Below are 15,335 nucleotides of genomic sequence, written 5' to 3' on the forward strand. Positions count from 1 at the left end.
GAGGTAAATGCAATGACCTTGTCAACAATGATTGAAGACTTTAAAAAGCCTTTACATGCCATAGAACAAGTGCAAATTGAGAATTCTGCCCGGTATGTTCTGGAGGCATTGAAAAAAAACTGTAGTGTTTTTATTTGCGGAAATGGAGGAAGCGGTGCTAATGCCAATTTGTTTGCCGCTTCCATGTCAAAAATTGTAATGGATAGCTGTAATATTCGTGTAATAAGCTTAAATTCCAATATGGCAATCATTACTCATGTGGCTGAAAGTATGAATTATATTAATATATTCAGCAAGCAAATTGCAAACCTGGCACATGACTCAGACCTGCTGATTGCCATAAGCGGAAGCGGGAATTCTCCAAACATTTTGGAGGCAGTAGCCACTGCGAAGGCCTTGGGAATGTATACTATAGGTTTAACCGGGATGGGTGGCGGAAAGCTGTCTTCCATGGTGGATTTCCCAATTGCCGTGAATTCAGACAGCATGGAAATAATTGAAACAATACATACCGTGATTCTCCATGCCATTTCTGTCTGGGTGGCGGAAAAGGTAGCCGAATGAAAATGTCATTTTCGATATCATGGAGGTAAATGTGAATACAGATTATGAAAAAGGTACTGCAACCTTTGTAATGGCACATTGGAGTCAAAACCACGAAGAAAGCAGGGAACATCTGAAACAAGCCGTAGATGGAATACTAAGCCAAACCAACGATAATTGGCAAATTGTTATTGTGGACGATTTGTCTCCTTCCCTTGAAGCCAGAGAATACTTAAAAAAAATAAAAGAGCTTAAACCTGAAAAGATTCATCTAATATTTAAAGCAACAAACGATGGACCGGGTATAAGCCGTAATATTGGTATTGAATGGGCATATAAAAATAATTCGCCTATTATCCTCTTCAATGATGCTGATGATGTATCCCACCCAAAAAGACTGGATACTGTCAGAAGAATTTTTATGGGAGACCCCGAAGCCGGAGTTGTATATTCTACATTCAAAGTGATTGACGAAAATATGAAACCTGTTCCGGATAAAGCGTTGACTCCTTCCATACTTGAAATTCTTGAAGGGCACAGGGAGAACCCGGTGCAAGGAAAAGATGCGTGGATACAAATAGGTACTGTTAAGGGATATACCAATCTTACTTCATCAACGGCTGTAAAAACCCAGATAGCATATAAATATCCCTTCCCGGAAGTTATAGTATCAGAAGATCAGCATGCATGGCTAAGGTATTCTGCAGGAGGAGGAAAGTTTGTATATGCCGCAGATATTCCCTCATTATATAGAATTCCTCAAGGCATTTCTACAGCTTCCCGGGCAAGGAGAGAAGACTTCTATTCAGAGAAAGCTGTTGTTGACACAGATGGCTTTTTAGAGGCAATCAGAATTTATGACAAAGCCATAGGTCTATGTCCTGAAGACAGGGACAGCCTATTGATAAAATTTTATCTTAAACTGGCTGAGACACTTGGAAGAGAAGACCAAAACAGTTTAGCCAGAGCTCAAGTTGTCAAAGCTGCCGGGATTTCAAGAATCAAGACTGAGGAACAGATAGCTCTGAGGGGATTGCAGAGCCATCTATGGGCTAAAATATAAATTTATTTACATAAAGGCAGGTATTATTATGGCAGAACTACGGTGGAATCCTTTATTAAAAGACTGGGTAATCATTGCACCAAAACGGCAGGGAAGACCTGTAATATCAAAGGAGCAATGCCCTTTTTGTGTGAGTTCGGGGAAGGTACCGAAGGATTATGATGTATACAGCTTTGAAAATGACTTTCCCGCCTTGTCTCAAAATTTACCGGACGAAACTTTACCTTCCTATGATGTTCATGAAGTTAATAAAATTAAGGGCGCCTATGGCAAATGCGAGGTTATCTTGTATTCACCCGAGCATAAGGCAAGCCTCCATCAATTGTCGGTGGAGCATCTGAAGAAGTTGGTGGAGTTGTGGATAGAAAGGTTTAATGCCTTAAAAGCAGATGAAAGAATAAAGTATATTTACATATTTGAAAATCGGGGCGAGCTTGTAGGGGCTACCATTTCACATCCTCATGGACAAATATACGGTTATTCATATATACCCAAAAGGGCAATGCTAGAGCTTGAATCCTGTGAAGAATATTTCAGAACACAGAATACCTGTCTGATATGTGAGATGCTAAAAAATGAAATAAATAACAGAGACAGAATGATTTTAGAAAATGACAGCTTTGCAGCCTTTATACCATTCTTTAGCGAATGCCCTTATGGAGTATATATTGTCAGTAAGAGCCACAAAAATAATCTGGGACAGTTCAACGCTCGTGAGAGGTCTGATTTAGCAGGTATATTAAAGGATATTACAGGAAGTCTCGATATGTTGTTCCATTATCCCTTCCCGTACATGATGTGCATGCAACAGGGGCCTGTAAACAGCGGGGATTTTGGAGCACATTCCCACTTTCATATTGAATTTTTTTCTCCTATGAGGTCAAAGGATAGCCAAAAGTTTAATGCATCCGGTGAAACTGGTGCATGGGCTCACATTAACCCTACCAGACCTGAGGAGAAAGCTTTGGAGCTACGTAGAGCATATATGCAATATAGAGATGGAATTCAGGGGTGAAACTACGGCGGTAAATATAATCAAACCACTTATTGTGAGGGAGGATAGTATGGAAACAGTCAAGATAGTTTCTGCATGTGACAGCCATTATGTACAGCATTTGGGGGTCATGATTACTTCATTGCTTGAGAATACTTCCATGAAGACAAGTCTGGAATTTTACGTTATTGATGGAGGTATAACAGATGCTGATAAGGAGTTGCTTTGTTCATGTACCTGCTTATATGGCTGTAAAATTAACTTTATAACTATCCAAGCAGACTTTTATGCCAGATTTGGAGAAAGCCCCTCAGCAAGTGATGCTACATATTTCCGGATATTTGTTTCGGAGCTGCTTGACACAAGTGTTGAAAAAGTAATTTATCTTGATTGTGACATCGTAGTAATAAAAGATATAGCCGAACTATGGAAAACAGATGTATCAGAGTATTTTTTAGCGGCTGTTGCGGATTGTGGAGTTGAATACTCGGGTGAGTATGCTGTAACTCTTAAAAGAAAACTGGGTATGAAAAGGAAAGACTGCTACTTTAATGCCGGAGTCCTGTTAATTAATCTGGTCAAATGGAGGGAAGAGAGTATTTCTAAAAGCATCTGCAAGTTTCTTTTTGAGAATAAAGGAAAGATTGATTTTGCTGATCAGGACGGGTTAAATGCAGTATTATGTAACCGTTGGTTGCCGCTGGACTCTCGATGGAATCAGCAGGTTGCACATTGTGAGTTTTACGAACAGGAGAAAGTAGTATGGGAAAATGTGACCAGAGCAGTCAGGGAACCGTGGATAATTCATTATACAACCAGTTATTTTTCAGGAACTAAGCCGTGGAATTATTTGGACATGCATCCGTACAGACAGGAATATTACAGATATCTTCATATGACACCATGGAAGAGTTTTATTCCTCCAGACCGTACAATTTGGAATATACTTTTGAAAATCATTTATGAAGCATATGCAGGAAGGCTTTTAATCAATTATTACAGACGAAGCATAAAACCCACATACCGATATGAGACCGCACGGCTGCCCAAAAAATTGACCTTATCCTTATGGTTTAAACTGTTGTACCTTATTGTCCATCCATTTATTTTTTATTACAAAAGCATGACACGGAAAAAGGAAAAGTTGAAAAGTCAAAAACACATTTGTCCTTGTTGTGGTTATAAAACACTGGAACAAAGGCCCCCAAAGACTGAGGAAGTGTGTGAAATCTGCGGATGGGAGTACGACTTTTATCAATTGTGCTACCCGGATGAAAGCAATGGCGCCAATGAGGTTGCATTGAATCAGGCAAGAAAAAATTATATGGAATTTGGTGCATCTGAAGAAAAATACAGGTATGTGGTCAGAAGACCCGACCGTTATGATAAGAAAAAAATGGAGGCTGTTAAATATGCTGCTAGATATTAGCTTGAAGCAGGAAAAGGATATGTATTGTGTTGAAAGTGAGATTGCAACCGTAGCAACTTTTTACAAGCGAAGGTATGAAATGGCATTTCTTGATGCTTGGAAGTTTGATTTCCTTCCCCCGGAGCAAAGTCCTGAGGGAACATTGGGAGGCAGGATATATACCGGTTTTATTGAGGATTGGTGGATGTGGGGACATTTGGAGGAGTTCCACGGTATTAGGGTTTTGTGGAACGAGGACTATGTGGGGAAGGACATTATGTACGTTGTAAAGACCGAGCTGGAACAAAATCGTCCAATATCAGTAATGATGGACTCCTTCTATCTGCCGTGGGCACATCAGTATGAAAAAGATACCCACTATGAGACATTAATGATGGTAGTTGGTATGGAAGAAAATGGGGTTTACTGTATAGACATACATTCTCTTAAACGGGTCGTATTATTGCCGTTAGACGCCTTTCTCAAGGGACATAAGCAATATACCGTTTTTTTACCCATGAGGGATGAGACAAAGGAAATAAACTGGCGAAAACTTTTCGGAGACAGGGCAAAAAGGCTCCTTGGAGAAGGGTATTCGATAAATTCCTTTGACAGCATGAGAGCTTTAGCTGACTGCGTGAGGGATACAATGGATTTCTCTATGGAGATAAAAGGGCATCATCATCCACTTAACGCAGGTATCATAAGAAATATTGAAACCCTTGGCAGGGGCAGATTCTTGTTTTCTTCTGCAATAAAGTATGTTGATGAGCTTTATCATATAAACAATTTTGATAAATTGTATGAAAATTTTAAAACCGTATCCAACATGTGGCATTTAGTAAAGTACCAAATGATTAGGCACTTCTATACGGGTAGTCCGGATAAGGCGGCCTGCAAAATGATTGGGGAAAAAATCGAGGAGGCCTCAGTGTTAGAGGAGAAAATGGCACACTTAATCCTTGAATGCACAGAGAAAGGTATCGTGGCAGACACGGTGAAATTACCCTCAAAAACAGCTCCATCGGAAGAAAAAGTTAAGGATTTTGTTTTTGTCGAGTTGAAGGATTATCTGAATAATAAAGGTACCGGTGAAATGACGGAAACATATAACTTTAACACTCTGGATTTTGAAGGGATGAAAGCTGCAGGCCCTGACAAATTACATTTCAGCCTTCCCTGTATACTTGAGGAAACCTATGATAATATCTCCTGCACCGGTCAGACCATTAAGATTCCTTCAGGTAAGTACAAGAGCATTATGCTTGTGGGGTGCTCTTTCTGGGGCAGCTTTTCGGAGAAAATGAGTGTAACATACTCGGATGGACAAAAAAAGGAATTTTACATAGGCTTTACATGTTTCGACTCAGGAGTACCGTTATTTGGGGAGTCAGTATTTTACTCCGGAAATCTTATTGAAGTCAGGAAAGATATAGTCAGAAGAGGGGAGAATAAAGGACATTTGTTTCTGAGGGAACATGCTTTAGATGCAAACAAGGAAGTTACTGAAATACAGCTTCCTAATTACCCTAATATTCTCATATATGGAATTTCAATGGGAAAATAATCTCGTATTATTTATAAGTCAGGAGCTTAATGATGATTATTGATTTGCTTGAAGAATCAGTTGAAAAATACCGTGGCAAAATCGCCGTATGCTGTGACGAACGTAATATGACCTACGGAGAATTGTATATAAGAATTCTGAAGCTTTCTGAGGAATTAACCGCAAAAGGTGTTAAAAAAGGGGATCACGTGGCACTGCTTCTGGCGAATTCAATAGAATTCATACTGTCATTTTTTGCGGTTAACCGCTGCGGAGGTATTATTATTCCGGTTTATGTGAATACCGGTGCAAACAAATTGGTGAGTATAGTAAATTTCTGTGATATCAAGTTTATCATTAGTTCAAAGCAATATCAGGATGTGTATAACGCAGTAACACGGGAAGTTTGTTTGAAAATGCAGAGTATATTCAGCGTCAATGAGGATGGTATCACAGAATGTATTACACTGGCAGAAGCTCCGCCATTGCAGGAAAAGGTGTATGAATCAAGTGAATGCAGTAATTGCCACGATTTGGCAGTTATACTTTTTTCGTCCGGCACCACAGGCATACCAAAAGGGGTTATGCTTTCAAATAACAATATTACCAGCAATGCAAAGGCGATTTCCGATTATCTGAGGTTATCACCCGACGACAAGGTGCTTCTGGTAAAAAATATAAACCATGCCTCCAGTATAACGGGGGAAATGCTAATTTCATTATATAATGGGTGTTCATTGTACTTAACAGGAGATTTACCAACTCCTTCACTAATCCTACAACTAATGAGAAAAAAAGGGATTACCGTATTTTTTGCTGTTCCTTCCATATTATTTACATTGGTGAGACACAGGGACTTTAAAAGCTGCTGTTTTGAAAAGCTGAGAATTATGAACTTTTATGGAGCCTGCATAGGGTGTGAAGAGATTAAAATGCTCCATGAAAAATTCCCTAGGGTAAACCTGATTTATTCCTACGGACTAACAGAGGCGTCTCCAAGAGTAACCTATCTGGAAGGTGAAGAGCTTATCAAAAGGCAAGGCTCGTCAGGAAAAGCCATTAAGGATATTGAACTTTTTATAGTTGATGAAGCCGGAAATTTTCAAGGCCCGGGAAGTGTTGGTGAAATCGCCGTCAAAGGCCCCAATGTGATGCTGGGATACTACAAAAACAGCGAATTGACTAAAAAAGTACTGGGGGATGGATTACTGCATACGGGTGATTACGGGTACAGGGATGAAGAAGGTTTTCTGTATGTGATGGGAAGGAAAGATAACTTGATTATTCAATCAGGAAAAAATGTATATCCCGAGGAAATTGAAAAAGTACTGGGGAGCTGTTCCGGAATTGCTGAAGCTCTGGTAAGGGGAGAGAGCGACAGCTTCCTCGGTCAGAAAATCACAGCGTATTTGGTTGCGGAGGATGAATCCTCGACGGAGCTTAGGGAAGTGCTGCTGCATTGCAGGCAAAATCTTGAGGATTACAAGGTTCCGAGAGAAGTGTACTTTGTAGCCGCACTGGAAAAGAACCCCAACGGCAAAACTGTAAGAAATCAGGAAATAAAAATATAGACTCAGTTGGAGGTACGCATAATGGATAATACTGTTGAAGCAAAATTAAAAGAACTGATTATTAAAAATCTGCTGATGAAGGTGTCGGCACAAGATATAACTGATGAAACGGATCTTGTAAGGGATTTCGTACTGGATTCCTTACAAATGCTGAGACTTGTATGGGATATAGAAATTGCATTCGGAATAAGTATTCAAAATCAGGATTCTATGGTGAAGCTGGTTGCGAAGTATAAGCTGCTTAAAGAATATGTTTTGAAAAGGGTATCAGAAAGTACAGCAATGCCGGCAGGAACAGAAAAAAATGTCTGAATCCAAGGGGGGGAGATATACTGTGATGAAATCCGAACAGCGGGAAAAGCTAACTGAACTTCTTTGGTATCTGAATGAGAATAATGATTTTTACAGAGAACTTATGGGAAAGTTGCATATTGCATTAAACGGGGATGTGGAAAACAGCCTGAGAAAATTCCCGATATTACATAAAAAAGATATACGAGATAATTACAATACCTATTTTTCCAAAACTAGCGAAATTAAGATAGAGGAATTTACCAGCGGATCCTCGGGGGTTCCCCTCAAGTGCCAGAAAACACGATATGAAAGGCTTATGGCTACGGCTAATATCTGGAAACAGAGATATATGCATGATCCGAAAGTAACTCTGGACAATTATTTTTCTTTTCATGACCTGAAAACTTATAAACAGATTGGGAATTTGTTTTTATATGATCCCCCAAATATGAAGAAATGCTTTGAAAAAATGTGCAGTTTGGAACCAAGGTGGATTTCAGGCCCTATTTCAGCCATTGAAAAGTATGCAAGGTTAGTTGAAGAGGGATATTTAAGCTATGAAAATAAAACTATCCGCGTTTTTGAGAATATGGGGGAATTTGCAGAACCGGAACAGAGAGAGTATGTAGAAAAAATACTTGGATGTAAAACCATAAACCATTACGGCTGCATAGAATCATGGTGCATTGCGTATGAGTGCCCCCATGGCAGTATGCATGTACAGGACTCTATGATGTATGTTGAGCAGCTACCCTCCAATGCATGGACAGAGGAAAACGCAGGGGAGATTGTAATAACGAGCCTGTATAATAAACTGATGCCTTTGATAAGGTATAATACCCACGATTTGGGCACTGTTGATTATTGCACCTGCAAATGCGGAAAAACTTCTCAGGTTATCAAGCTTCTTGGTGGGCGTACCACTGACATGATTCAGAACAGTAAAAACATTCCGGGAGAATTGTTTTTTAAACGCGGAGTTTATAAGCTCATCCGAAAGGGGTTTGATTGTATTGAAGGCTTCAAGGTTATGCAAACAACACCAAAGGATTTTATATTTTACATTGCAATGCAGGGCGACTATAAAGAAAATGTAACCAACTTTTTTACAGAATATATACAAAATGGATTAGGAGCAGACATCCGTATTCAATTCCAATTTGTTGACAGCTTACCGCCGCTTCCCTCCGGAAAGACAAAAATATTTCACTCCTTGATAAATATATAAAAGAGTACTGCAAATCATAAGGAGGTGACATTAATTTGATTAAAATAAAATCAAAACCCGTCAACACAATACTGGGATTTATGAAACCGTATACCGTATGTTTTGTAAATCTGTTTCTGACCATACTGGCGGCATCTTTTGTATATCTGATATATCCATACATTTTTGCGTTTATGATTGACAGAGTATTTTACAAGGGTGACTGGCAGCTATTCAAAATAGTGGTTATTGCATATACCATTATTTTTATCGGAGAACAGGCAATTCAGATTATTCTGAATATGGAATGGGCATATCTTGTGACAAAATTCGTATTTGACATACGAAAGAAGCTTTTTGAAAGGATATTCAAGATAAAGGCAGCATTTTTAAGCAATGCGCAAACAGGAGAGCTGATTGCTCGGGTAAACAATGATCCCCCACAGGTTATGGAGCTTTTGCACTGGCATGTATTTTTTACTGCATCAAATGTTATAAGACTGATAATTTCTTTTGTTATTGTATTCTTTATTAATATAAAGCTGGCAGTGTTAATGCTGGTTGTTATACCATCTTCGGTTTATCTGTCACTGTATTTCAGCAATAAAATTAAAAACATATATGAGCAATACCGCAAGGAATACGGCAAATACATCAGCTGGGTATACGAGATGCTGCAGGGGATGAGGGAAATCCAGCTGTTTGCGGCAGAGAGAAGCGTGGCCAGAAAGTTTGTGAAATTCAGTAAAAAAATGGTGCATGCAAGGGTCAAGGCAAGTAATATTGAGTTTATATCACAAACGGCCAATTCATTAATCACACTGTTGTCGGATTTGTTTCTCTATATTGCCTCCGCCATCCTTATTTCCCGCAAGGAATTGAGTATCGCAGGCTTCATAGCAACCATGGAGTATTTCGGAATGTGCAACTACCTGTTAAGGGCTATTAATGATTCGAATTTTATGAGGCAGAACAATAAGGTGTCCATTAAGAAGGTATTGGATATATTGGATGAGGATATAGAGGATACGAGAAAAAACATGCCACCAATCAATATATCCCAAGGTGAGATAGAGTTTTCAGAGGTTTCATTTTGCTACGATAAAGATTTGCCTGTATTAAAAAATATTAATCTTCATATCAAAAAGGGAGAAAAAATATCCCTTGTCGGCATCAGCGGAGCAGGAAAAAGCACCATGGTGGGTTTATTGCAAAGATTTTACGAACCCATGGAAGGGTGCATAAAAATAGATGGAACAGATATATCCCAATGCGATTTAAAGTCCCTGAGAAGGAGTATTGGAGTTGTAAATCAGGAATCCATACTGTTTGACGGAACAATCAGGCAGAATCTTAAGCTGGGAAACCGCAAATCCTCGGAGGAGGAAATGTGGGAAGCATGTAAAAAAGCAAACATTGACGATTTTATAAGAAGTCTTCCCGATAAGCTTGATACTGTCATCGGCAGTGAAGGAATGAATATTTCGGGGGGACAAAGGCAAAGAATCGCAATCGCCAGGGTATTTCTAAAAAATCCTAAAATTATTGTTTTTGATGAAGCGACCTCTGCATTGGATTTTGAAGCCGAAACAGCTGTGAAAAAGGCCTGGCAGGAGCTAAGCGCAGGAAAGACATCTATTATTATTGCCCATAGGCTTTCTACTATTATGGATTCGGACCGGGTGGCCGTGCTTCACGGTGGGGAGATTGTATCCTTTGATACCCACAAGAGGCTTTTGGACTCCTGTGAACATTATAACAGGCTTTTTAGGGATCAATATCTGATTGAAGGATGTGCGACTGCATGAAAAGTACAATTGCCAAGAGAATTGAAGTTGTTAAGGCCCTGAGGCCCATCGTGAAAAATATGAAAAACCAGTTGCTGCTCTTTGGAACATTAAAAATCTGCCTGCTTGTGCTGGGGCTGACTGCCCCATACTTGTACAAGCTGCTGGTGGATGAAGTGCTGACCAAAGGAAGGTTTAGTTTATTAAGATGGATTTGTGCCGGATATATTACGATTTTTATCATTTCCAGTGGACTTATGTTCATACAAAGGATTAAGGGAAACAAATTCTTTTTCAAATTGCTGTTTGATATCAGGTACCGTATTTGGAATAACTATTTAAAAATGTATGTATACAAATACTCCAACTGCAACATCGGAGACCTTAAAAACCGTGTTGACGATGATACCAATGCATTTGAGAAGTTTTTGGGACAGCATATTATTGATTATACCTACAACTGGGTATATGCGGTATTAAACGGAGCAGTCCTTTTGTTTCTCAACTGGAAACTGGCCCTGTTCGGATTTATTATGGTACCCTTTCCCTTCCTGATGTCCAATTGGATCGGAAAAAGGGTGCAAAACGCAAATGATAAGCAAAAGGTATTATGGGTTAAGTATGAAAAATGGATCTATTCCTGTATTCAGGGATGGAAGGAAATAAAAACCTTTACGGCGGAGAAAGTGAGCAGCATGAACTTTACCCACCACTGGAAAGAGATTGGGAAAAATTTCTTCGTTGTACAGATGCTTTTTAATATCAGCCGAACCTTTTGGGTTATAAAGGATGTATTTATTACAAAGGTAAGCCTTTATTTCATAGGCGGTGTCCTCATTATGAATGGTGAAATAACTATCGGCAGCCTTTTGGTATTTATGAAATATTATCAGGGATTATTTGACGGAGTCAGTGAAGTTAACCGTCTGGATATAGATTTATACAATGATATACCTTCTATAGACCGGGTTCTGGAAGTCTTGATTCAGAAGGATGAAATAAAGAGGGGAACTCTCCGGCCGGAGCGATTCATGCCCGGTATAGAGTTCAGAAATGTCACGTTTGCATACGACGGAAACAATAAGGATGTACTGAAAAAGCTTTCCCTTGAAATCAAACCTGATGAACGGATTGCCATTGTTGGAAGAAGCGGTTCAGGGAAAACTACCCTTGTAAAATTGATTCTTGGGTTGTGCCATGCACGGGAAGGGAATGTCATCATAAGCGGGATTGATATTAAAGAGCTTCACCCCTCGTTTCTGCACCATCATGTGGGAGCTGTAATGCAGGACAATTACCTTTTCAATCTTTCAATACGTGAAAATCTGCTTATGGCTAAGCCGACTGCAACAGAGGCTGAAATCCGAAAGGCATGCGAATTGGCGTACATAGCTGAGTTTATTGAGAGTTTGTCGGAGGGCTATGAAACCATTATAGGTGAGAAGGGAATCAGGCTTTCGGGAGGACAGAAGCAAAGATTGTCTATAGCCAGAACTTTTCTTGCTGATCCCAAGATTATCATTTTTGATGAGGCTACTTCTGCTCTGGACCACGAATCCGAAAAGGTTATCCATAAGGCCATAGAAAATATCTCCCGTAACAGGACCGTTATCATAATAGCCCACAGGCTTTCTTCAATTCTCTCGGCAAACCGGGTTCTTGTACTGGATAATGGCGAGATTGTAGGAGAAGGGCATCATTCGGATTTGTACGGAAAAAACGGAGTCTATGACATATTATTTAAGCAACAGTATGAAATTCAGAAGCTGACAGCATCGTAACAGATTGGGAGGATTTTTATTATGAGATTAGAAATAGAGCCGGTTCATGGTGCTTACCGCAATTGTCTGGAAGACATCTTGGCTACAACCGCAACATACTTCCAAAATGACTTTGAGCTGATGTTTGCAGAATCCTGGGGGTTTACTTTTTATCCAGCAATGAGGAATTTAAATACAATACTGGGAAAACGTCTGGATGCAGGGAAAAACGACTATTTTGGCAATTTGGAGAGATTTCATGGGATTAGGACGCAATGGCACTTTAAAAAGACAATTGATGAGTACGAGATGATGATAAAGGAAGAACTTTTGGCGGGGAATCCCGTTGCAGTTTTCATGGATGCTTACTGGCTGCCATGGACGAAAACCTACAAAGTTTATCATGCTCCCCATTACTGCCTTATTATAGGAAAAGATGACAATTCTGATTTTCTGTGCTTGGACCCCTATGTTACCAGAGATATCTGCACCCTTCAGGGAAAATGCCTTTTATATGGAAATGCAAAATGCATTACGTTTTCTGTGAATATGCCTTCAACTTCCATATACTGGAAAAGAATTATCCTAAACTCCTCAAAAAAGATGCTTGAAACCTGTACATACGGTAAGAATGCATTCGAATGTATGCGTGAATTTTCAATTGAACTGGGAAAATTGAAGGATTTGAATTCAGAAATCAATGGCTGCCCAATACCATTATTGGTGCCTGTTTTCTTGCAGTTAAAGGAGATTGGCGCAGGGCGCAGGCATTTTGCAGAAGTGCTGGAATACCTTTTCGCAAAGGGTGCTGCCACGGATGTACTTTCTTACGCAGAAGTCTTTAGAAAGCTGAGTACCAAGTGGAATAAGGTAAGAAAAAATGTGATGACAGAATGTAACCGTAACACGAAAATAAGTATTCTTGAAGCCTCAGCAAAGGAAATTTGCACTATTGCAAAGGAAGAGGAACGGGTTGCACTGGAACTGCTGCAATTGTGTTCGTGAATATAGATGGGAGGATGTAATCTGATATGCTGCTGGATATAAAACCACTACACGGGAGCGGATATAACTGCCTTGAGGACTTATTCGCTTCAACAGCCGTCTGGCTTGGCAGAGAATATATGCTTATGTTTGAAAGGTGCTGGGACTTTGAGTACTATCCGCCGGGAGACAGTACAGAGCTTTTGGGTGAGAGGATTTTCGAGGGGGCCGACCATTACTGGACAAGTATTGAGAAATACCATGGAATAAAGGGTGTCTGGTATGAAAATACGGAAAATCCATGGGAATTAATTACTCAGGAGATTCATGAGGGACGTCCCATGGTTATTAATATTGATGCTTTCTGGATTCCTCCGGCACATACATTTCAAGTTCAGCATCAAAACCATTTTATTCTTGCAACGGGATATGATGATGCAAAAAAGGAAGTGTTCTATATTGACCCATACCTGTCAAACAATCTGAATACTATTTCACCGGATATCCTGTCACAAAGCGGTGCCAACTATGTAGGACTGGTATTTAAAGCAGAAAACCGTGAGAATTTAAACTGGCAGGAAGTAATCATGGAGTCTTTGCTTTGGACAAGCAGGAAGAAGGAGGATGGGAGTGACTGCTTTAACTCCATCCGACTGTTTGCAGACGAGGTAGAAGGTAGCCTTAATATAGAGAATGAAATTAAGGGATATAAATTTGAATCAATTATTCCGATGTTTTTCAACCTGTTCGGTATTGGCTCAAACCGTTTTAAATATGGACGTTTTATTCATTACATTGCTGAAAACTTTGAATTAAAGGATTTGACTCCAGTAAGAAAAAGGTTTGAGAAGCTGGCATGGGATTGGTATGAAATCCGAAGCATATTGATGAAGGCCGGAAGGGGCACAAGCAATGATATTGGTTCCGTGAAAAGGAAAGTGACACTCATTTTGCGAGGAATTGCAGATGAAGAAGAAAAACTTTACGAAGAAATTTTAAAAATATGCGGATATAACGGTTAGAACCATTATGCAAAAAAATGAAGGAGCAGGAAGAAATATGGATAGCAAGGTGATAGAAAATATAGAACCATTTAATGACATATATTTCAAGAGCTGCTTTTATAACTCACTTTTCCCTTTAGTGAATTATTTCAGAAGTGATCTCAACAGCATATTATTCAATGACATTATTGTTTATGATTCAGAGCCGGAGAAAATTGAATCCGGCATAGGAGTAAAATATATCCCTGTATTGAGGGACGAACAGCTGATTGACCATCTGGAATTGGAAGTTGAGATGAAAGAAAGCTGCCCTGATATTATTGACAGGATACAAAAGGATATAAGTCAAAATCGGCCCGTAATCCTATGGGTAGACAGTTTTTACGAGCCGCTGAGAACCGATACCTACATGAAGCATCATACCCCCCATACACTTCTGATTTACGGATATGACAAGAAGGAAGAACTGTTTCACATAATCGAGCATAAATCCAGGGAAAACCTGTCCTATAAAAAGAGGCAGATAGCTTATGGTGATGTATCTCTTGCTGTAAAAGGGTATCAGGAAAATTTCATGACCCCGGACAGATTCTCATATTACTCATTTATAGCACTGAGGACGAATTCTGACAGCGAAAAAAACCCTTATGCCAAGACAGAAAAACTACAAAGTCAATTGTTAGAGGAGTTTTCAGCAAGGAAAGAGAGTATTTTTGAAGGATTAAGGCATATGGAAAAATTTCTTCAGCATTACAGAAGGACAGTTCTTAATGAACAGCTTTTGAAAAGCAATGTTAAAAGTCTGGTTGAAGGTCTAAATACTGTCATAAATTTCAAGAGAGTTGAATGCTACAGATTCAAAAGGGTGTTTTCCGTCAATCATCATCTGTCGAGAGTGGCTTGTGAGATTGAGGAGTTGTGGGAGCTTCTGAGAGTGGATGTGGCAAAGTACTTGTTTTTCTATATGTATGATTGGGATGTTTTTTACAGGGGTGTTGAAAGGTCCGAAAAAATTTTGCAGCTGGAATATCGGTTTTATGAAGAACTTGTTAAATAAAACGGTATACCACTAGGAAGATGAGGGATAAAGTGAAGGCAGGAAAAAGGCTTCGGCGCAGATTTTACAGATTTACCATCAAAACTCCATATATTACATTGTTGATTATAACAGCAA

The 15,335-nt window shown here is 39.4% G+C and carries 13 protein-coding genes; all 13 read left to right on the top strand.

What is annotated here, in order from left to right; translation table 11 throughout:
* Positions 1-27: 27 nt before the first annotated feature.
* The 13 genes from P0092_RS03720 to P0092_RS03780 are packed head-to-tail and all read left to right on the top strand — an operon-like array spanning position 28 to position 15,218.
* Positions 28-564, top strand: a complete 537-nt coding sequence (locus P0092_RS03720; RefSeq protein WP_276187074.1) for a D-sedoheptulose-7-phosphate isomerase — start codon at positions 28-30, stop codon at positions 562-564.
* Between the two features lie 31 nt (positions 565-595).
* The gene (locus P0092_RS03725) at positions 596-1,606 is read left to right on the top strand and encodes a glycosyltransferase family 2 protein (protein WP_004618820.1); all 1,011 of its coding nucleotides are present in this window, start codon (positions 596-598) and stop codon (positions 1,604-1,606) included.
* Between the two features lie 28 nt (positions 1,607-1,634).
* The gene (galT, locus tag P0092_RS03730) at positions 1,635-2,621 is read left to right on the top strand and encodes a galactose-1-phosphate uridylyltransferase (protein WP_004618818.1); all 987 of its coding nucleotides are present in this window, start codon (positions 1,635-1,637) and stop codon (positions 2,619-2,621) included.
* A gap of 49 nt (positions 2,622-2,670) precedes the next feature.
* Positions 2,671-4,029, top strand: a complete 1,359-nt coding sequence (locus tag P0092_RS03735; protein WP_004618816.1) for a glycosyltransferase — start codon at positions 2,671-2,673, stop codon at positions 4,027-4,029.
* Positions 4,013-5,575 (top strand): hypothetical protein, encoded by a 1,563-nt coding sequence (locus tag P0092_RS03740; protein WP_004618814.1) that lies wholly within the window; start codon positions 4,013-4,015, stop codon positions 5,573-5,575. The genes P0092_RS03735 and P0092_RS03740 overlap by 17 nt, the downstream gene beginning before the upstream one ends.
* Before the next feature lie 29 nt (positions 5,576-5,604).
* Complete coding sequence (locus tag P0092_RS03745; protein ID WP_276187075.1) at positions 5,605-7,125, top strand: class I adenylate-forming enzyme family protein; 1,521 nt, start codon at positions 5,605-5,607, stop codon at positions 7,123-7,125.
* A 21-nt stretch (positions 7,126-7,146) separates the two neighbouring features.
* Positions 7,147-7,437, top strand: a complete 291-nt coding sequence (locus P0092_RS03750) for an acyl carrier protein (RefSeq protein WP_004618810.1) — start codon at positions 7,147-7,149, stop codon at positions 7,435-7,437.
* Between the two features lie 25 nt (positions 7,438-7,462).
* Complete coding sequence (locus P0092_RS03755; protein WP_004618808.1) at positions 7,463-8,647, top strand: phenylacetate--CoA ligase family protein; 1,185 nt, start codon at positions 7,463-7,465, stop codon at positions 8,645-8,647.
* Positions 8,648-8,682: 35 nt separating this feature from the next.
* A complete protein-coding gene (locus P0092_RS03760; protein WP_004618806.1) occupies positions 8,683-10,434 on the top strand; it encodes an ABC transporter ATP-binding protein in 1,752 nt (583 codons plus the stop codon).
* Positions 10,431-12,194 (top strand): ABC transporter ATP-binding protein, encoded by a 1,764-nt coding sequence (locus P0092_RS03765; protein ID WP_004618804.1) that lies wholly within the window; start codon positions 10,431-10,433, stop codon positions 12,192-12,194. The genes P0092_RS03760 and P0092_RS03765 overlap by 4 nt, the downstream gene beginning before the upstream one ends.
* A gap of 21 nt (positions 12,195-12,215) precedes the next feature.
* The gene (locus tag P0092_RS03770) at positions 12,216-13,178 is read left to right on the top strand and encodes a BtrH N-terminal domain-containing protein (RefSeq protein ID WP_004618802.1); all 963 of its coding nucleotides are present in this window, start codon (positions 12,216-12,218) and stop codon (positions 13,176-13,178) included.
* Positions 13,179-13,204: 26 nt separating this feature from the next.
* Positions 13,205-14,179, top strand: coding sequence for a C39 family peptidase (locus P0092_RS03775; protein WP_004618800.1), 975 nt, complete (start codon positions 13,205-13,207; stop codon positions 14,177-14,179).
* Between the two features lie 7 nt (positions 14,180-14,186).
* The gene (locus P0092_RS03780; protein WP_040758635.1) at positions 14,187-15,218 is read left to right on the top strand and encodes a BtrH N-terminal domain-containing protein; all 1,032 of its coding nucleotides are present in this window, start codon (positions 14,187-14,189) and stop codon (positions 15,216-15,218) included.
* The last annotated feature ends 117 nt before the right edge of the window (positions 15,219-15,335 follow it).

Origin of the sequence: Ruminiclostridium papyrosolvens DSM 2782 (genome assembly GCF_029318685.1) — a bacterium.
Lineage (GTDB): Bacteria > Bacillota > Clostridia > Acetivibrionales > DSM-1351 > Ruminiclostridium > Ruminiclostridium papyrosolvens.

Coding starts and splice junctions, on each gene's coding strand:
- P0092_RS03720 (WP_276187074.1), top strand. CDS start 28: ATGATTGAAGACTTTAAAAAGCCTTTACATGCCATAGAACAAGTGCAA.
- galT (WP_004618818.1), top strand. CDS start 1,635: ATGGCAGAACTACGGTGGAATCCTTTATTAAAAGACTGGGTAATCATT.
- P0092_RS03735 (WP_004618816.1), top strand. CDS start 2,671: ATGGAAACAGTCAAGATAGTTTCTGCATGTGACAGCCATTATGTACAG.
- P0092_RS03740 (WP_004618814.1), top strand. CDS start 4,013: ATGCTGCTAGATATTAGCTTGAAGCAGGAAAAGGATATGTATTGTGTT.
- P0092_RS03745 (WP_276187075.1), top strand. CDS start 5,605: ATGATGATTATTGATTTGCTTGAAGAATCAGTTGAAAAATACCGTGGC.
- P0092_RS03750 (WP_004618810.1), top strand. CDS start 7,147: ATGGATAATACTGTTGAAGCAAAATTAAAAGAACTGATTATTAAAAAT.
- P0092_RS03755 (WP_004618808.1), top strand. CDS start 7,463: ATGAAATCCGAACAGCGGGAAAAGCTAACTGAACTTCTTTGGTATCTG.
- P0092_RS03765 (WP_004618804.1), top strand. CDS start 10,431: ATGAAAAGTACAATTGCCAAGAGAATTGAAGTTGTTAAGGCCCTGAGG.
- P0092_RS03770 (WP_004618802.1), top strand. CDS start 12,216: ATGAGATTAGAAATAGAGCCGGTTCATGGTGCTTACCGCAATTGTCTG.
- P0092_RS03775 (WP_004618800.1), top strand. CDS start 13,205: ATGCTGCTGGATATAAAACCACTACACGGGAGCGGATATAACTGCCTT.
- P0092_RS03780 (WP_040758635.1), top strand. CDS start 14,187: ATGCAAAAAAATGAAGGAGCAGGAAGAAATATGGATAGCAAGGTGATA.